Here is a 19,139-nt window from a genome sequence, read left to right as displayed (position 1 = left end):
ACTACAAGTGTCGCTCACTGAAATTTGAATTGGCGGAATGCCTGAGGATGGGCCAGCAGTTCTCTTTGTCTGGCCCATCGATAAGACTCCCCCGGGTTAATGGCGGAGTAGGAGCCGCCTACGCGCCCTGCGCGATCAAAAGGCCACGGCTCGCCAGCCAGTCCCGGCAACGCTCGATCCAGCTGTCCGGGGTGGTGGGGTTGTGCAGGCCGAAGCCGTGGCCGCCCTCGGGGTAGACGATAAGTTGTGCCGGTACACCTTGGACGTGCAGCGCCTGGAAAAAGGTGATGCTGTTCCCCACCGGTACCGCCCGATCGTCGCCGGCGTGGACCAGTAGGGTAGGCGGTGTCTGGGCTGTCACCTGGAGTTCGTTGGAGTAGCGCCGGGTCAGTGCCTCGGGCGGTTTGGGGCCCAACAGATTTGTGCGCGACCCAACGTGTGTCTGTCTATCAGTGAAGCTGATAACGGGATAGACCAAGACCATAAAATCGGGTCTGAGGTTGTCCCTCTCCCAGGTGGCGACTACCGGGCGATCGAAGTGGGTACCGGCAGTGGAGGCCAGGTGTCCGCCGGCGGAAAAGCCGATGATACCAACGCGGTCGGGATCGACATGCCATTTTTTCGAGTTCCGGCGCACCACCCGCAAAGCCTGTTGCGCATCCTGCAGGGGGCCGGTGGCTTTGTCGGTCATATGCCGGTCGCTCGGGGTGCGGTACTTGAGCACGAAAGCCGCCACACCCATTTCGTTGAAGGCCCTGGCGACCTCACTGCCTTCTTTGACGACGGACAGTCCGGTGTAGCCACCGCCGGGGCAGATGATGACCGCGGTCCCGTTGGCCTGTTGCGGGTCCGGCAGGTAGACCGATAGCGTGGGGCGGGACACCTTCAATTTGAAGGTGTGCTTCGCGGAGGGGTCCCTGACGGATTCCTCGTCAGGTGCTTCGACGGCATTGGGGATTTCGCCGGAGTATAGGGGAATGGTTTCCTGGGCATCCGCCGAAGCCACTATCCCAAACAAGAAGGCGAATAATACCGTGATTCTAGTCATCATTCAGGCCTCGTTCTTCTGCTTGTATAAATGTATGATAAATAATAACATTTGTTTTCAGTGGGTGAGAAGGATAGGAATACTATCTATTAATGTGATGCTTATGATGGTAAATGTTCTGCGTTTTAACCTCAGTGTGCTCGCCCTGTTGGGGTGGCTTCTATTAATACCGATAGTCGGCTGCCAACCAGTCGATGAACAATTTGCTATTGCAGACCAAAACAGAACAGTTTCCATTATTTACGATGTCGAGGGTTCTACATTAAATCCCATAGTCGCACACTTACTGGCTCAGGATATAGAAGCTATCACCGGTCGAAAACCGGAAGTATATACCAGCCTTGAAAACGTTGTAGGGAATGCGATTATCCTTGGGGATGTCACTTCCGGGATGATTCGCAGAACTATCGACACCTCTCGCCTCACAGGAGAATGGGAGACCTACGGGTATATGTTTAAAGCCGAGCCTGCTGCGGGCATCGATCAGGCGATGTTTATCGTGGGCAGTGATCCGAGGGGCATGGCTTACGGGGTGTTTGACCTTTCAAAAAAGATGGGTGTCTCTCCCTGGTACTGGTGGGCGGATGTGCCGGTTGAGAAGAAGAACTCTTTATCCGTAAGCAACCAGGACACCTTTTCCACCTCCCCTTCGGTTAAGTATCGGGGGATCTTTCTCAATGATGAAGGATGGGGTCTTGAACCCTGGGCGTCCAAGACGTTTGAGCCGTCAGTTGGCAATATAGGCCCCAAAACCTATGCCAAAGTATTCGAATTAATGCTGCGCCTGAAAGCCAATATGCTATGGCCGGCGATGCACCCGAACACGGTGCCGTTTTTCCAGGTTCCGGGGAATCCGGAGACCGCCCGGGAATGGGAAATTGTGGTCGGAACCTCCCATGCCGAGCCGATGCTTCGAAACAACGTGGGTGAATGGGATCACCACACGCGGGGGGATTTCAATTATCAAAACAACGCCTCCTCCGTTTACGAGTACTGGCAGCAGCGTGTGAAGGAAAGCCAGGGGCTGAACGCCATGTACACGGTAGGTATGCGGGGCATTCACGACACCGGCATGATAGGTGCCGGCTCCATGGAAGACAAGGTCAGTCTACTCGAAAAGGTAATTTCAGATCAGCGGGGATTGCTCAAACAGTATATCAATGATGATGTGTCCGAAGTTCCGCAGTCGTTTACCCCCTATAAAGAAGTGCTCGAAATCTATGAAAACGGGTTGGAGATTCCGGAAGAGATAACCATCATATGGCCGGAAGATAACCATGGATATATCCGGCGGTTTTCCAATGAAGCTGAGCAACACCGCTCCGGCGGTGCGGGGGTTTATTATCATCTGTCCTATCTCGGGGCGCCTCATCCCTATATCTGGCTGTCCCCGACATCGCCTGCCCTGATTTGGCGCGAAATGACCCGCGCCAGCCAGCAGAATATGGATCACATATGGATTGCCAATGTGGGGGATCTGAAACGCCGCGAGTGGGAGACCGAATTTTTCATGGATCTCGCCTGGGATATCGATTCATGGACGCCGGATAACCTGCGGGACTTCTTTGAGACGGTGGCATCACGGGATATTTCCCAACAACATGGGAAAGCGATATCCGACATGATGTGGGAGTACTACCGGCTGGCCACCGAACGGAAACCTGAATTCATGGGCTTCAATGAATCCCAATGGGCCGGGTATCCGCCCGTTCGGGATCCTCTGTATAGTCTGTGGCATTACGGCGATGAGGTCGAACAGCGGGTGCGCAGCTATCAGGATCTGAACACCCTTGCAGAGAAAATCTCGAAAGAGCTTCCCGAGCAGGCCTCGGATGCATACTTTCAGCTGGTGTACTATCCCATCGCCGGCGCCACTGCGATGAACGAGAAGTGGTTGTATGCCTATAAAAGCAGGGAATACGCCAAACAGGGCCGGGTGGCAGCGAACCGGATGAGCGATTCGGCGTTTGCGGCGTTCGACCGGATTAAACAGTTAACCCGCCATTACAACCAGGAAATTGCCGGTGGCAAATGGGAGCATATTGCAGATTATCGTCCCGGATACCAGGAAGGCTCTTCGGTGTTTTTTGAACCGATTACGACTCGCATTGAAACGAAACACGCTGGTGGAGTTGGTGTCGCTATTGAGGGGCAACCGCAACCGTTAAAACCGCTGACTGGCTCCCTTCCCGACATCACAACCCGGGAATCGAAGGTAACCATAAGCGCTTCGGAGGCCAACATATCAGGGGAGCTTACGACCGGGAATGATTCGGATGGTACGTTTCTGATATGGCCTGGGAAAGGAAGCAAACGCACCATTCCCGGCCCGGGTTCGTGGGATACGATTCCCTATGTTGTGGACAGCCCTACAAAAGCCGACTTTGAATTCTATTTTGAGGGAGGGCCCGGTGGGGTTCATACCCTTAGTTTGTCGGTCGACCACCCGGATCAGGACAGTAATTCCTGGTGGGTTACATTAAATGATCATAAATCGATCAGGGTTAACGGTTCAGTTGGCCGGATACAGAAGCTCGAAGTCGAAGATTATGTGTTGCGGCCCGGCTTGAACAAATTGACGATCCATCCCCGCGGGGATGGGGCAAAACTGTATGGGGTGGAGTTCGTGCAGAAATCCCGACAACTGTCTCCGGTGTTTACGGAAGAGAATCGTCTCCCGGCATTTAATCGTTATACCCAAGAGCGCCATTTTATCGACATTTTTAACCGCGGACAGGATCCGCAGGAATGGTCGGCTAAAACCAGTGCTCCCTGGATAGAGCTAAGTGATGATGGGGGTTTGTTGAGCGATGACTCGGAGCGTATCTGGGTAACTGTCAACTATGATAAGGCACCTGTCGGCCAGGACATCGACGGCGACATAGAAATTACCGATGGAAAGCACCGCTACCGTGTAGATGTCTCAGTATTCAATCAAGAATTGAATGCCCCGTCTGGCGCCTACATTGAGACTAATGGTGTAATTTCCATGCCGGCAAGCCAGTACAATCAAAAACAGATGGGAAGGGTGGCCTCCTGGCGTTCGGTGACCGGTTTGGGGCGAAGTGGTTCGGCTATGCTGCTGGAGCCGATGCAAGGGTGGTACATTGAGGATTTGTTGCAGGTTCGTCAGGAATCCCCCGTTCTGGAATATGAAGTGGTTGTCGTCGAGGGCGGAAAAGCCGAGGTTATCGTAGAGGCTGTTCCGGCTTTTCCTCTGGATGTATCCCGACAATTGCGATGCGCCATCAGCATTGGTGATGAGAATCCCCGGTGGATTACATTTAATATGGGTGATCCGGGAGCGCAGCCTTGGCAGAATAATGTGTTGGAAAGCCGCATGGTCGGAACCGGGGAACTGGATCTTGTTCCCGGCAACTACCGATTCAAGCTATGGGGGACAGATCCCTCTGTTAGTGTTGACCGGGTCACGATTGATTTTGGAGGCTTGAAGCCGTCTTATGTCGGGCCATCTCAGACAAGAATAAACCGACTGCGTGATTAAAAACGTAAGTAAAAACGTGAGTTTCAGATCTCAGTACTCAAAGCGATATCCATTTTTATAATCTTCGATTGAACCAGAAAAATGACTATAAAAACTCTCTTTGTCCGGGCGGTTATATTTTTCAGTATCGGTGCCGTGTTATGCGCTTGCGATAAGCAAATGGCCAGCCGTGAGGGGTCGAGCGGCCTGGCAGAGTCGCCGCAGGCGTCCGTTCGCGAGCGGATTCTGCTCGATCAAGGCTGGCGCTTTATGAAATACGCGTCGGAGAAGGACGCCGATGCGCTGATTTACGACGTTCGTCCGGAGGTCGGGAATCACCGGGACGACCGGCCCGCCGACGCCAAACCCACAGAGGCGGTCGCAGTCGAGTCGGACACGCCGGTGCTCAAGCCCTGGATTCTGCCCACGGCCAACGACTTCATCAAAGACCCCGCGAAACGGTTCCAGCGCCCATCGGGCGACCCGGGCAGCGATTTCCCGTTCGTACAAACCGGGTTTGACGACAGCGATTGGGAAACCGTGCGTGTACCCCACGACTGGGCGATTGAAGGCCCGTTTATGGCCGGCGAGAATGCCGCAGTCGGCGGCGGCATGGGCCGCCTGCCGAGCCCGGGGGTGGCCTGGTACCGGAACAAGCTCGATATTCCGGCGTCGGATGCCGGCAAGTTCATTTTCCTCGATATCGACGGTGCCATGTCCTACGCCATGGTATGGCTGAATGGCCACTTGGTCGGCGGCTGGCCCTATGGCTACGCGTCCTGGCGCCTGGATATCACGCCCTTCGTGGTGCCGGGTGGCGAGAACCAGTTGGCCATCCGCCTGGACAACCCGCCCGACTCGTCGCGCTGGTATCCGGGGGGCGGGCTCTACCGCAATGTCTGGCTGACCAAAACCCATCCCGTCCATATTGGCCAGTGGGGCACCCGCGTCACCACACCCCAAGTGTCCGAAGCCTTCGCCAGGGTCCATTTGGCGGTGTCCATCGACAACGACTCGGACAAAGATGCCGCCGTGACCGCGACTACTAAACTGTACGCGCTGGATACCGAGGGGCGGAAAACCGGGGAGGCGGTTGCCCGTTTCGAGCCGCTTCAGGTTGCGCTGACCGCCGGTGAAAGTGCCGAGCTGGAGAGCGCGGTTACCATTGAAAAACCCCGCCTGTGGGGACCGCCGCCCACACAGACGCCTCACCGCTACGTAGCTGTAACCACCCTGGAGCAGAACGGTCAAACCCTCGACCGCTACGAAACCCGCTTCGGTATTCGCGAGCTGCGCTTCGATGCAGAACAGGGAGTGTTCGTCAACGGCGAGCCCATCTACCTGCAGGGCGCCAACCAGCACCACGACCTGGGCGCTCTCGGGACGGCCTTCAATGTCCGCGCGGCCGAGCGCCAGCTCGAGATGCTGCGTGAGATGGGCGCCAACGCCATTCGCATCGCCCACAATCCGCCCGCGCCCGAACTGCTGGAGCTGACCGACCGGATGGGCTTTCTGGTGGTGAACGAAATCTACGATGCGTGGGAGCGGAAGAAAACGCCGCTGGATTTCCACCTTATCTTTCCGGATTGGCACGAGCCGGACCTGCGCGCGTTTATTCGCCGCGACCGCAATCACCCCTCGGTAATTATGTGGAGCGTCGGCAACGAAGTCGGCGAGCAGTACACGGATGAGAGTGGGGCGGCCGTGGCGCTGCGTCTCCACGAGATCGCCAAACAAGAGGACCCCACCCGGCCGACGGCCGCGGCCATGAATTACGCCAAGCCGCACATGCCCCTGCCCGGGGTCATGGATACCATCAGCCTGAATTACCAGGGCGAGGGCATCCGCGACGCGCCGGCCTACGCCGGTCTCCCGGGTATACGCACCGCGCCGCTGTACCCGGAATTTCACAAAACCTTTCCCGATAAGCTGATCTTCAGCAGCGAAAACGCAGCCGCCGTGAGCTCCCGCGGGGAGTATCTGTTCCCCGTCACCGGTGAAATCAGTGCACCGGTCAAGGACGGCGACGGCGGCGACCCGCAATCCGGCCAGGTCAGCGCCTACGAGCTGTACAGCACGCCCTTCGGCTCCTCCGCCGACAAGGTCTTCGGTTCCCTGGCGAAGCATCCCTATGTCGGTGGCGGCTTCGTCTGGAGCGGCTGGGACTACCTGGGCGAGCCCACGCCCTACTATTCCTCGCGCAGTTCCTACTTCGGCGTCATCGACCTGGCAGGATTCAAGAAGGATCGCTTCTACCTCTATCAGTCCCACTGGCGGCCGGACCTGCCCATGGCGCACATACTGCCGCACTGGAACTGGCCGGAGCGGGTCGGTGAGGTGACCCCGGTGCACGTGTTCACCTCGGGCGACGAAGCGGAGCTGTTCCTGAACGGGGAATCCCTGGGGCGCAGGAAAAAGGGGGAATACAAGTACCGTTTGCGTTGGGACGATGTGAAATACCAACCCGGTGAGTTGAAAGTGGTGGCCTACAAGAAGGGCGAACGATGGGCCACAGCCAGTGTGCGCACTACCGGCGCACCGGCCGCGCTCGAAGCCGAAGCGGATCGGCCGGTTATTCGGGCCGACGGCCTCGACTTGGCCTTTGTGACGGTGAAGGTGGTCGATGAAGACGGGCTGGTGGTACCCCGAACGCACAACGATCTCACCTTCACCGTCGAGGGGCCCGGTGAATTGGTGGCCACGGATAACGGCGATCCCACGAGCATGGTGTCCTTCGCTTCGGCCGAGCGCGCGGCCTTCAACGGCCTGTGCCTGGCGATCGTGCGTGCCAAACCGGGTCAGGCGGGCGAGATCAAGCTCACCGTATCGGGCGAGGGCCTGCGGGAAACGGTGATCGATATCGCAGCCGAGGGGTAACTACTCCCTCCCTGTAGGAGCGGCGGGGCGGCCATCCGCCGCTGGCCGCGATCAGTCTTCACTACGAAGCGAAGCCGATCGCGGCCAACGGCCGCTCCTACAGTGTAATATTCGGGGTTTCGATTATTCACAGTGTGAGCGCATTGGACGTTCTTAATTCAAAGAGATGTCGACCATGAAAATCATAGACGCCAAGGTGATCGTGACCTGCCCGGGCAGAAATTTTGTAACGCTGAAGGTGCTGACTGACGAAGGCGTCTACGGCCTGGGTGATGCGACGCTCAACGGTCGGGAGCTGGCCGTGGTGTCTTATCTTCAGGATCACGTGGTGCCCTGCCTGATCGGTCGCGACCCGCAGCAGATCGAGGATATTTGGCAGTACCTCTATCGCGGCGCCTACTGGCGTCGGGGGCCGGTGACCATGACCGCGATTGCGGCGGTGGATACCGCTCTCTGGGATATCAAAGCCAAAATTGCCGGCTTACCGCTCTACCAGTTGCTCGGAGGGAAGTCCCGCGACGGCGTTATGGTCTATGGCCATGCCAACGGTGGCGATATTGAGGAAACCGTGGATGAGGTGGCGCGCTATATTGAGCTGGGTTACAAGGCGATTCGCGCCCAGAGCGGCATTCCCGGCCTGTCGTCTACCTACGGGGTCAGCAAAAACAGCAAGGACAGAAGGCACTACGAACCGGCCGATGCCGCCCTGCCTACCGAGAGCCGGTGGTCGACGGAAAAGTACATGACGTTTGTCCCCAACCTGTTCGACAGGCTGCGCGAAAAATTTGGTTTTGAGTACCACCTGCTGCACGACGTTCACCACCGCCTCACCCCGATAGAGGCGGCCCGGGTAGGCAAAGACCTGGAACCCTACCGCCTGTTTTGGATGGAAGACAGTGTGCCCGCTGAAAACCAGGAGAGTTTCCGTCTGATTCGCCAGCATACGACCACCCCTCTAGCGGTCGGAGAGGTTTTCAACTCTATCCACGACTGCCAGCAGTTGATTACAGAGCAGTTGATCGACTATATCCGCACAACTGTTGTTCACGCCGGCGGCATTTCGCATTTGCGCCGTATTGCCAACCTGGCTGACCTCTACCATGTACGTACGGGTAGTCACGGAGCCACGGACCTGTCCCCGGTGTGCATGGGCGCCGCGCTGCACTTTGATACCTGGGTGCCCAATTTCGGTATCCAGGAATATATGCCGCACACTGAAGCAACCGATGAAGTATTCCCGCACGATTATCACTTTGCCGATGGCTACCTGTATCCCGGGAACAAGCCCGGTCATGGTGTGGATATCAACGAAGAGCTGGCAGCCGAGTACCCTTACAAGCCTGCCTACCTGCCGGTAAACCGCCTGCAGGACGGAACCTTGTTCAACTGGTAATCGCCCAGGACAGTAAATTTTTTAACCGCCTCAAGGAAAAACTTTTCAATGCCCTACCGGCCGCCAATGCGGCCGGTCGCTGCCCTAAAGAGTTGGTTTGAGAAAATGAAAAAATACGCAATCTTCTTCATAGTCACGGCATTGTTAATCAGTACATCAGGATGTGCTAATGAGAAGGCGTTCTATGCCGCAGAAGCAATCAGTGGGGCTGGACATGCGCCACTGTTGGACAATTCAGCAGAAATTGACCAATTCACGGTCGTAAAGCCTGCTGACCCCAATATAGAGTATTACGGCCGCTGGGACAAAAGTGATCCGGATTCCTATCACAGCTATTGGGGTGGAGCATACCTGAAGGTCAGGTTTACAGGTGCGAATGTACAAATCAAGTTAAACAAAGCGACTACGCTTCTTGTGAAGATCGACGATGCCGCTGATAAATTGTTCAGCAATGTCAATGGGACCGTTGATTTAACGCCTGATGGATTACCTCCAGGAACGCATACGCTAAGAGTTGCAGCACAATTTGATCAGAAAGAAATTGCATTTAACGGTCTGGTTTTTGATGCAGAGGCAACGACGGTAGCACCTTCCAGTTCCAACAATAAGATCGTCGAGTTCATTGGTGATTCGATTACTACCGGTGCGGATACTACCTATGGAAATGGGGCTGCATTCGCGTGGGTGGCAGGCGACTTGTTGGGTGTCGAGCATACGCAGATTTCAGATCCTGGCATAGCGCTTGTGGATGGATACGGAGCGCATCCTGTAGGAATGGAATCTGCCTATTCAAAATTGCAAACACCCAATTACACAACAACGTCAAACTGGGACTTTTCAACCTATACGCCTGCGGCCATTGTCGTAAACCTGGGCTCAAACGATCATTACACCGACATCGATCCGGCTCTTTTTCAAAGTCGTTACATCGATTTCCTGGCATACCTGAGGCACATTTACCCCAATACTGAGATATTCAGCCTAAGACTGTTTAACGGCTGGTTTGAGACTGAAGTCAAAAATGCGGTAGATGCCAGAATCGCAGCGGGTGACGCCAAGGTTCACTATATTGATACCAGCGGGTGGCTTGAGGGGTATGGAACTGCCAATCCGGTAGACTACGTAAAGAAAAGCAGTCCGAGTGTTCACCCATCCCCCCTGGGTCATGCAAAGGTCGCCAAACAATTGGCTCCTGCTTTAAAGCCTTACTTGGACAGTACACGGAGTCCAAACCCATGAAAAAACCTCTCGTTATTGCAGTGGGGTTGCTGGCATACGCAGCCTCCGTATTCGGCCAGGAGGTTATCCTGCCCGATTTTCACGCTGATCCGTCCCGTCGGACCATTTAAGGGTGCACTTGACGAGCCCTTGGTTTAAAAGAATTTCAAACTAACGATTAGAAATCAAACAGAATGAAATTTATCTGCACAATTATTCTCCTGGCAGTATCTGCCTTTAGCCTGGCGCAAAGCCCAAGAGAGACAAAGAATTTTGATTTTGACTGGAAGTTTTTTCTCGGAGATTCCTCTGAAGCCAAAAATCCCAATTTCGATGACAGCAATTGGCAGGAAGTACAGTTGCCGCACGACTGGAGTGTAAAGCAGCAAGTGTCAAAGGAGAATGCCGGGCAAGGTTGGATGGCAGGAGCAATGGGTTATTTCCCTGGAGGCATTGGTTGGTACCGCAAAAGTTTTACAGTCCCCAAATCCCATGAAAACAAAAAGGTAGTTATTCAATTTGACGGGGTATACCATCAAAGCAATGTGTATCTCAACGGTAAGCATTTAGGATTTCATCCTTATGGATATACCACCTTCGAATATGACTTAACCCCTTACTTAAACTACGGAGGGGAGAATACCATTGCCGTGAGAGTAGACCATAGCGACAGCCCTTCATCACGCTGGTATTCAGGCTCAGGGATCTACAGACATGTTTGGCTAAAAGTTACTGATCCGATACATATCGCAACATGGGGGACATACATCACCACTCCGGAAATTTCAGAAAAGGAAGCGCAAGTCAACATAGCTACCACTATTGAGAACAGCAGTAAAAGTCTGGTAGAAGTTTTGGTAGAAAACCGGATCGTTGACAAGGAGGGAAAGCAAATCGCTTTAGAGAAATCGAAGCTTCAGGTTGGTAAATCGAAGCAAGAGACCCTGCAGCAATCCTTAAACCTCAAGGAACCGCAGCTCTGGTCCATCGAAGAGCCTTACCTGTACACGATGGAAACCAAGGTAAAAGTAAATGGTAAAACGGTTGACGAATACAAAACCACTTTTGGTGTCAGGGAAATAAGGTTCCGCCCGGATAAAGGCTTTTTTCTTAATGGAAAGAATATCAAGATGAAGGGTATGAACCTCCATCTTGATGCGGGATCTCTGGGTACTGCAGTCCCTGATAAGTCATACTTGCGCAGGCTTCAAATACTCAAGGAATATGGCGTCAACGCGATCCGCCTCTCCCATAATCCGCCTACTTCGGAGTTCCTGGACATGTGCGACAGGTTGGGCTTTGTAGTCATCGGCGAAGCGTTTGATAAATGGAAAGGTGGGTATTATGCGAAATATTTCGATGAGTGGTGGCAACAAGACATAGAAGCAATGGTGCTGCGGGACCGCAATCACCCCTCTATTGTGCTGTGGAGCATCGGAAATGAAACAGATGAGCAGTTCGATACGAGCGGAAAAGGCACGGAGCGGGCTATCAAGTTAAGAGATTATGTTCATGACCTGGATCCCAGTCGATTGGTTACAGCTGCGCTTCGGCCGGATCAGGAGAGAAGGTATAATGTAAATGGTTTTGCCCAAAGCCTGGATGTAGTTGGTTATAACTACCAAGAGCCCTGGCTGGAAGATGAAAAAAGAGAATTTCCCGATCGAATTATCTACGTATCTGAAGCCTTTTCTTACTATCGCGGGAGAAAAGATCAGTTCAGAGCTTTTGACCCTATTAATCCATGGTTCGATGTAGCGAACAATGACTTTGTTTTTGGTCAGTTTCTTTGGCCCGGGATTGATTATTTGGGTGAAAGCAAAGCATGGCCGAGCTTCGGACGGGTGAACGGTCTTTTTGATGTCAGTATGGTTGAAAAACCCGCAGCTGCATTTCACCGGTCCGTTTGGAATGATGTGCCCATGGTGAGAATCGCAGTAGCCGATCAGTCGCTGGATATGGACACAGGAAAGCCGCACTGGAGCTGGCCTTTTTTAGCAGGCCACTGGAGTTTCCCCCAATATGAAGGGCGCGTCATCCAGGTGCATACCACCACCAATTGCGATAGTGTGGAATTGGTCTTGAATGATAAATCCTTAGGATTCCGAAATACTTCTGATTATTCGAATAACACGATCACCTGGCATGTCCCTTATGAAAAAGGCCGCATTGTGGCCAAAGGATACAAGGCAGGCCGGGAAGTAGCTTCCTATGAGTTGAAAACCGCCGGAAATCCTGCACAAATTCTATTGTCCCCTGACCGTACACAGATTTCCGCCGATGGTCAGGACCTGTCTCACATTGCGATCAGGCTTGTGGATGAGAATGGTGTCGTAGTTCCAAATGCAGACCAGGAAATTACGGTAGAGGTGGTTGGCAATGGCAGGTTGCTTGGGCTGGACAATGGAGACCTCAGAGACCCTTTCACCGGACACTCGATTCAAACCTATTTTGGAAAGGCCCTGCTTACGCTTCAATCGGGTCGTTCAAAAGGAACAATAAGGGTAAGAGTCTCTTCGGAAGGGTTGTCAGATGAGGTGTTAACCCTTGAGGCACAATAGTAATTGCGGATATTAGGTAGACAACATTATGAAAAAAATTCCCATAAAAACTCTCGTTATTGCAGTGGGGCTGCAGGCACTCACAACTCCCGTATTCGGCCAGGAAGTCATCCTGCCTGATTTCCATGCTGATCCGTCCGCTCGCGTGTTTGATGAAAAGCTGTATGTCTACCCTTCCCACGATGCCGAGGGAGCGCGCAACTGGAAGGGTATGGTGGATTGGCACGTCTTCTCCACGGACGATATGGAGACCTGGACCGATCATGGTGTTATTTTCAGCCTCGAAGACATCGCCTGGGCTGACGAAGAAGCCTGGGCACCGGATTGCATAGAGCGAAATGGAAAGTACTATTTTTACTTTACCGCGGGAGGGGAGATCGGCGTAGCTGTGTCAGATTCTCCGATCGGGCCGTTTAAGGATGCGCTCGGCAAGCCTCTTGTAAGAAAGCATGAGGCGGGAATTGAATATATGATAGACCCCAACGTTTTCATAGATGATGACGGGCAGGCATTTCTTTACGTCGGCGGCGCTAAGCAGCTGGGTGTGGTGAAATTAAAAGAGGACATGATTACCCGCGACGGGCCAATTCAACGTCTGGATATGAAGGGATTCTACGAAGGCCTCTGGGTCCACAAGCACAATGGCATTTACTACGCAAGCTACCCCACCAGGCCACCCGGACAGCGTGAAGCCAATCGAATGTTTTACAGTACCGCCAAGAGCCCGTTAGGCCCGTTTGAATTCAAGGGGGAGATAATAGATAGTCATTCGTTCAACGTTCATGGATCGATTACCGAATTCAAAGACCAGTGGTATCTTTTCTATCATGTCGAGGGGCCCAGTCACTGGGAGCGGCGCGTATCCATGGCACCGCTGTCTTACAATGATGATGGCACGATTCAACCGATAGAAATCCCGCCTTTGAAATAATAAGCCGCTTGATCGGGTAAATGGCGGTTTGTAGATACTCTATTTCAAATCCGGTATTTATAGGTTTGTCATACCGGCGCGGGAATGACGAGCGTACTTGGTAGGGGCGAACCTTGTGTTCACCCGGGCGGGCCACTGGCCCGCTTGCCGAGCTGGAACTCGGCGTTCCCAGGGTTCTGCCCCTCTAATCTTCGTAACAATGTGATGCTTATGATTAAAAAATTATTGAGTTTCTTTGCAATTACCTTGATTGCCCTGGACTCCACAGCGATGGAAAAATTGATCGTCAACACCGACAGCAGGGAGTCGATCTCCCTGAACGGCACTTGGCACTATATCGTCGATCCCTACGAAACCGGCTTCTATACCTACCGTTACAAGGAGCGGGGCGAGGGCGACCGGGAAGCCTACTGGAACCGGCCGGTGGCGAAGGATAAGCTCGACCGGCTGGAACACGGATATCAAAAACCCTATTCCATCGAAGTACCTGGGGACTGGAATTCCCAGAGCGATACGCTCACCTACTACGAGGGTACCATCTGGTACCAGCGGGATTTCGACCTGCGGAAATTGAAAAAGGGGGAGAGGGCATTCCTCTATTTCGGCGCAGTGAACTATGAGGCGCATGTCTATGTCAACGGGAAGAAGCTGGGAAGCCACAAAGGTGGTTTTACCCCGTTCAATTTTGAAATTCCCGCAGATCTCCTGAAAGAGAAAGACAATTTTCTTGTGGTAAAAGTCGACAACAAGCGACACCCGCAGGAAATCCCCACGGTCAATACCGACTGGTGGAACTATGGCGGTATTACCCGGGACGTCAAACTGCTGGTCACGCCGGACAATTTTATTCAGCAGTATGCCCTGCAGCTGGACCCGGCACAGGATATCCGCAAGGCCAAGAAGGACAGCCGTTTTCTGGTGTCCGGCAGCGTCGACCTGAACAGGGCGGCCGGCAAGGGCGACGTGACCATCGCCGTTCCGGAACTCAGCTTCGAACGCCGTTTCCCGGTGAGCGGCGGCCGGCTGGAATTCGAGTTCGAGCTGGAAGACCTGGGGCTCTGGTCTCCCGACAGTCCCAAGCTGTACCAGGTGAAGCTGGACTTCAATGGCGAGACGCTTACGGATAGCATCGGTTTTCGCAAAATCGAGACTGCCGGCAAAAAAATACTGTTGAACGGCGAGCAGGTATTCCTGCGCGGCATCAGTGTTCACGAGGAGATTCCCCAGCAGGTGCGAAGAGCCTTCAGTGCGGAGGACGCGGAACAGCTCCTTACCTGGGCGAAGGAGCTGAACGCCAATATGGTGCGCCTCGCCCACTATCCCCACAACGAGCAGATGACCCGTATGGCAGATGCCATGGGAATACTGGTCTGGTCGGAGATTCCGGTCTACTGGACTATCGACTTCGGCAGTGATGAGGTGCTGGACAAGGCCAAAACTCAACTGGAGGAGATGATCGTTCGCGACAGGAACCGGACCTCGGTGATCATCTGGTCCGTCGGCAACGAGACACCAGTCAGTCCCCTGCGCACCAGCTTTATGAAATCCCTGATCGACAAGGCCAGGTCCCTCGATGACAGCCGCCTGATTTCCGCGGCGCTGGAAGTCGGTTACAACGGCGATGTCAACCGTATCGACGACCCGCTGGGCGCATATACCGATATCGTCTCGGTGAACGAGTACCTGGGTTGGTATGGCGGCCTGCCGGATGATTGCCGCACCGCAAAGTGGGAAGTCGCCTATGACAAGCCGCTGTTTTTTAGCGAAACCGGGGCCGGAGCCAAAGGTGGTTTTTATGCCGACGAAAAAACCCGCTGGAGCGAAGAGTTCCAGGAGTGGTTTTACAAAGAACAGGTGGCCATGTTCAAGCGGATGCCGGACAACTACAGCGGTCTCTCTCCCTGGATACTGGCGGACTTCCGCTCACCCCGGCGAAACCACCCGGTTTACCAGCAGGGCTGGAACCGAAAAGGCCTGATCGATGATAAAGGCATCAAGAAGAAAGCGTTCGCGGTATTGAAAAATTACTATCGGGAGATAGAAAACGCTCAGTAAAGCGATGCCCGAAACCTGATATCGGGTTAGAACCTGACTCCGGCGGGCCAAGCGGTTTCATCTTCACCGGGAGTGACGTTTACCGGGTTTGTTATTGGCAAGGGTAATTTCAACGGATCAAATCATGAAACGAATACTATTCAGGCTGTTTTCGACTTGGCTGGTTCTGGGGCTCGCCGCGTGTAGTGGGGAGCAGCAATACGCACTGCAGAGCCCCGATGGACGCATCGCGGTGGAGATAGAACTGAATGATCGGGGCCAGTTGCACTACTCGATCACGCGTGACCGGGCCGAGGTGCTGCAGCCCTCGCAGATGGGACTGGTACTGAACGATCGCGACCTGGGCAGCGAACTGCGCAACCTGAGTGCGGGACCTGTGAACCAGGTGCGCGATGACTACACCATGGTTCAGGGCAAGCAGCGGGTGATCGAGTACCGGGCCAACGAGCAGATGTATCGCGTAGAAAATACGGATGGTGAAATCCTGCAGATTGTACTGCGTGTATTCGACGATGGTGTGGCTTTCCGCTACCGGGTTCCCGGAGATACGCAAAGTGAGTACGAGCTGAAGGAGGAACTCACCAGTTTTGCCTTTGCCGCTGACAGTCGCGCCTGGCTGCAGCCGATGGCCGAGGCGCAGACCGGCTGGGCGAATACCAACCCCTCCTACGAAGAGCACTACCAGATGGATATTCCTGTTGGCGAGGCATCGCCTTCCGGGGCCGGTTGGGTTTTCCCCGCGCTGTTTCACACCGGCGGTGGCTGGGCCCTGATTACCGAGGCGGATATGGACGGCCGATACCACGCTTCCCGCCTGCAGGCGGAATCACCCGATGGCGAATACCGTATCGGCTATCCGATGGCACCGGAGAAATTCACCGGCGGCGCCCTGATGGCGCAGGCCGAACTGCCGCTTGAATCTCCCTGGAGGATTATCGCTATCGGTGACCTGCCGACGATTGCGCGGTCGACCCTGGGCACCGATCTGGCTGAACCGGCTGTGTCCCTCATGCCGTGGGTGAAACCGGGGCTGGCGAGTTGGAGCTGGGCACTGCTGAAAGACGCCTCGGTGAACTACGAAACCCAGAAGCGTTTTATCGACTACTCAGCGGATATGGGCTGGCCCTATACATTGGTGGATGTGAACTGGGACCAGAATATTGGTTACGAAAAAATCGCCGAGCTTGCGGACTACGCCGCGCAGAAAAATGTCCGCTTACTGCTCTGGTACAACTCCTCCGGCGCCTGGAACAAGACCGAGTATACGCCCAAGGGCGCGCTACTGGAGCGCGACAAGCGCCGCCTGGAGTTCGCGCGCCTGCAGCAGATGGGCATCGCCGGTGTCAAAGTGGATTTCTTTGCCGGCGACGGCCAGTCGATGATTGCTTACTACCGGGATATTCTCGAAGACGCGGCAGATTTTGAACTACTGGTGAATTTTCACGGTGCCACACTACCGCGTGGATGGCAGCGCACCTTCCCCAACCTGATGACCATGGAGGCGGTGCGTGGTATGGAATTTATCACCTTTGGGCAGGGGGCCGCCGACCGGGCACCCGGGCATATGGCCATGCTGCCGTTCACGCGCAACGTTTTTGACCCGATGGATTTTACTCCCACGGCATTTTCGGAAATCCCGAATATCGACCGCCGCACCAGCAACGGCTTTGAACTGGCACTGCCGGTGCTTTTCCTATCGGGCCTGCAGCATATTGCCGAAACGGATGAAGGCATGGCAGGGGTACCGCAGTATGTGCGGGACTACCTGGGCCATATTCCCAGCGTCTGGGACGAGAGCCGCCTGCTGGACGGCTATCCCGGAAAGTTCGCCGTGATGGCGCGCAGAAACGGCGACACCTGGTATATCGCCGGCATCAACGGCGAAGAGGAGGCCAGGAGACTGCAGCTGGATCTGTCCTTTATCGGCCCGCGAGCGGGTGAGCTGATCACCGACGGTAACACGCCGCGAGAGTTTACCCGCAGCGAAGTGGAAACCGGCAGTGCCGTTGCGGTGGAAATCTCGGGTCACGGTGGTTTTGCAATGAAATTTCCCGGCGAAAACCTGGCGCGAAACTGACTGATAGCTGCAGAAGATGTAATAAACTCGGTGAGTTCAGATCAGAAGAAGGTTAGCCCCGCTGTGGCGCGATCAATGGGTTGAAGCAATATCCTTCAGGCCCTCGTATACCAGTCGCGCCACTTCCACGCCGCCTTCTGGCTGGAAGTGGGTATTGTCGTTCTGGCCGTCGGGGTAGGCGGGAAATTGACCGGCGGTCAGGTTCATGAAATAGGTTTTGCTGACGTATTCCTGACCTTTTTCGCTGAAGAAGGCCTTGGATCGCTCTTGCAAGTCAATCCATTCGACCCCATCTTGCTGGGCCACTTTCCGTGCGGCGTCATCATACTCGCCGTGGTCGTTCATCAGTTTGCCGTTTTCCCACGGATAGTTCCGGGCCACGGGGGTGAGGATGATGGGGGTGGCACCGCGAGCCCGGGTTTGGTCGATAAACAGACGCAGGTATTGCTTGTAGCCCTCAACCGTGACGTAGCGCTCGGTCTTTTTGACGGAGGCGTCGTTGTGGCCGAACTGGATCAGTACCAGGTCGCCGGGTTTCAGGTCTTGGTAAATGCCTTCCCAGCGACCCTCCTCGAAAAAGGTGCGGGTACTGCGCCCGCCCCGGGCGCGGTTCACCACCTTCACCCGATCACCCTGAATCAGGGGGCGCAAGGCTTCCAGGTTTTCGCCGTTGACGAAGGGCTCGAATTTTTGTCCCCAACCGGTCACGGGATGGCGGCTTTCCCAATAGTCGGCGTTGAGGGTCTGGTCGGTCATGGTGGAATCGCCAGCCAGATAAATATGGGTGGTGTTGATGTGATCCCGGGCCGGGGCTGACGGTTGGGTGGCGCTGGCTTGCAGAGCCCAGAGCGCGCTCAGGGCCAGGGCGAAACGGATAAGCGATTTCATTCTCTCACTCTCTTTGGATTGATATCTTTATTTTGGGGACGAAGGGCGGGGGATCATACAAATTAAGTGCGGTGGGGGCAAACGGGTAACGAACACCGAGGCCTATAAGATAAGCAGGGTCAAACGTAAACGGATGGAAACCTGAATCCGTAGCTTCGACATGCGGAAAAACGCTTCTGAAGCGGAACAAAGCCAAGCGCAGGTGCATCAAAACCGTGATGCGCCGGAACGACGAAAGCGCGCTGTAGGGGCAAACCTTGTGTTCGCCCCCTCCAGTGGGCAGTGGGCAGTGAATATAGGTCGGGCAGTTTAGTGGGTATAGGTCAGGCAGTTGATCGAAGGGCCCACCTTGATACCGTTCGCGGAGCACTCCAGGTCGTCGTTGTGCGCGCAGTCGGTCATCTTGCAGGCGCCAACACCGGCAGTACGAGCACTCTTGGTATGGTGGGAGTTGCCGAAAAAGGTGTCGCAGTCGGGCTCGTCGCCCTCCCCGACGGTGATCGCTCTGGCGTGGCAGGCTGCGCCGGCATTGTAGGCGCACTGGGTCACCGCGCACTGGGTCACTTCCGGCATATCGGTTGCAATAATCATGACGGCCTCTCCGGGC

The 19,139-nt window shown here is 54.7% G+C and carries 11 protein-coding genes; 8 read left to right on the top strand and 3 right to left on the bottom strand.

Going from position 1 to position 19,139, the window contains the following annotated elements; translation table 11 throughout:
- Positions 1–118: 118 nt before the first annotated feature.
- Positions 119–1,051 carry an alpha/beta hydrolase gene (locus FHS09_RS09885; protein ID WP_221191918.1) on the bottom strand — a complete coding sequence of 311 codons (933 nt, stop codon included), beginning with the start codon at positions 1,049–1,051 and terminating at the stop codon, positions 119–121.
- Between the two features lie 100 nt (positions 1,052–1,151).
- On the opposite strand from FHS09_RS09885, the gene FHS09_RS09880 reads away from it, so the two are divergent.
- The 8 genes from FHS09_RS09880 (at position 1,152) to FHS09_RS09845 (ending at position 17,644) form a co-directional block, all read left to right on the top strand.
- The gene (locus FHS09_RS09880) at positions 1,152–4,553 is read left to right on the top strand and encodes a glycosyl hydrolase 115 family protein (RefSeq protein ID WP_183459348.1); all 3,402 of its coding nucleotides are present in this window, start codon (positions 1,152–1,154) and stop codon (positions 4,551–4,553) included.
- A gap of 159 nt (positions 4,554–4,712) precedes the next feature.
- Positions 4,713–7,409, top strand: coding sequence for a beta-galactosidase GalB (galB, locus tag FHS09_RS09875; protein ID WP_221191917.1), 2,697 nt, complete (start codon positions 4,713–4,715; stop codon positions 7,407–7,409).
- 175 nt (positions 7,410–7,584) lie between these two features.
- Positions 7,585–8,802: a D-mannonate dehydratase ManD gene (gene manD, locus FHS09_RS09870; RefSeq protein ID WP_183459344.1), complete on the top strand. Its 1,218-nt coding sequence runs from the start codon at positions 7,585–7,587 to the stop codon at positions 8,800–8,802.
- A 105-nt stretch (positions 8,803–8,907) separates the two neighbouring features.
- A complete protein-coding gene (locus FHS09_RS09865; RefSeq protein ID WP_183459342.1) occupies positions 8,908–10,041 on the top strand; it encodes an SGNH/GDSL hydrolase family protein in 1,134 nt (377 codons plus the stop codon).
- Positions 10,042–10,214: 173 nt separating this feature from the next.
- Positions 10,215–12,581, top strand: coding sequence for a glycoside hydrolase family 2 TIM barrel-domain containing protein (locus FHS09_RS09860; protein WP_183459340.1), 2,367 nt, complete (start codon positions 10,215–10,217; stop codon positions 12,579–12,581).
- Positions 12,582–12,609: 28 nt separating this feature from the next.
- A complete protein-coding gene (locus tag FHS09_RS09855; protein WP_183459338.1) occupies positions 12,610–13,512 on the top strand; it encodes a family 43 glycosylhydrolase in 903 nt (300 codons plus the stop codon).
- A gap of 210 nt (positions 13,513–13,722) precedes the next feature.
- Complete coding sequence (locus FHS09_RS09850; RefSeq protein ID WP_183459336.1) at positions 13,723–15,567, top strand: glycoside hydrolase family 2 protein; 1,845 nt, start codon at positions 13,723–13,725, stop codon at positions 15,565–15,567.
- Positions 15,568–15,691: 124 nt separating this feature from the next.
- Positions 15,692–17,644 (top strand): glycoside hydrolase family 97 protein, encoded by a 1,953-nt coding sequence (locus tag FHS09_RS09845; RefSeq protein WP_183459334.1) that lies wholly within the window; start codon positions 15,692–15,694, stop codon positions 17,642–17,644.
- Positions 17,645–17,716: 72 nt separating this feature from the next.
- Here the strand turns inward: FHS09_RS09845 and FHS09_RS09840 are convergent, their stop codons facing one another.
- Both FHS09_RS09840 and FHS09_RS09835 read right to left on the bottom strand, forming a co-directional pair.
- Positions 17,717–18,532 (bottom strand): rhamnogalacturonan acetylesterase, encoded by an 816-nt coding sequence (locus FHS09_RS09840; protein ID WP_183459333.1) that lies wholly within the window; start codon positions 18,530–18,532, stop codon positions 17,717–17,719.
- A gap of 309 nt (positions 18,533–18,841) precedes the next feature.
- Positions 18,842–19,123, bottom strand: a complete 282-nt coding sequence (locus FHS09_RS09835; protein WP_183459331.1) for a DUF1540 domain-containing protein — start codon at positions 19,121–19,123, stop codon at positions 18,842–18,844.
- Positions 19,124–19,139 lie beyond the last annotated feature (16 nt).

Source organism: Microbulbifer rhizosphaerae, from assembly GCF_014191725.1.
GTDB lineage: Bacteria > Pseudomonadota > Gammaproteobacteria > Pseudomonadales > Cellvibrionaceae > Microbulbifer > Microbulbifer rhizosphaerae.
This window is presented reverse-complemented; position numbering and strand designations above follow the sequence as displayed.

Coding starts and splice junctions, on each gene's coding strand:
- FHS09_RS09845 (WP_183459334.1), top strand. CDS start 15,692: ATGAAACGAATACTATTCAGGCTGTTTTCGACTTGGCTGGTTCTGGGG.
- FHS09_RS09850 (WP_183459336.1), top strand. CDS start 13,723: ATGATTAAAAAATTATTGAGTTTCTTTGCAATTACCTTGATTGCCCTG.
- FHS09_RS09860 (WP_183459340.1), top strand. CDS start 10,215: ATGAAATTTATCTGCACAATTATTCTCCTGGCAGTATCTGCCTTTAGC.
- FHS09_RS09865 (WP_183459342.1), top strand. CDS start 8,908: ATGAAAAAATACGCAATCTTCTTCATAGTCACGGCATTGTTAATCAGT.
- FHS09_RS09835 (WP_183459331.1), bottom strand. CDS start 19,123: ATGATTATTGCAACCGATATGCCGGAAGTGACCCAGTGCGCGGTGACC.
- FHS09_RS09855 (WP_183459338.1), top strand. CDS start 12,610: ATGAAAAAAATTCCCATAAAAACTCTCGTTATTGCAGTGGGGCTGCAG.
- FHS09_RS09840 (WP_183459333.1), bottom strand. CDS start 18,532: ATGAAATCGCTTATCCGTTTCGCCCTGGCCCTGAGCGCGCTCTGGGCT.
- FHS09_RS09880 (WP_183459348.1), top strand. CDS start 1,152: ATGATGGTAAATGTTCTGCGTTTTAACCTCAGTGTGCTCGCCCTGTTG.
- FHS09_RS09885 (WP_221191918.1), bottom strand. CDS start 1,051: ATGATGACTAGAATCACGGTATTATTCGCCTTCTTGTTTGGGATAGTG.
- galB (WP_221191917.1), top strand. CDS start 4,713: ATGGCCAGCCGTGAGGGGTCGAGCGGCCTGGCAGAGTCGCCGCAGGCG.
- manD (WP_183459344.1), top strand. CDS start 7,585: ATGAAAATCATAGACGCCAAGGTGATCGTGACCTGCCCGGGCAGAAAT.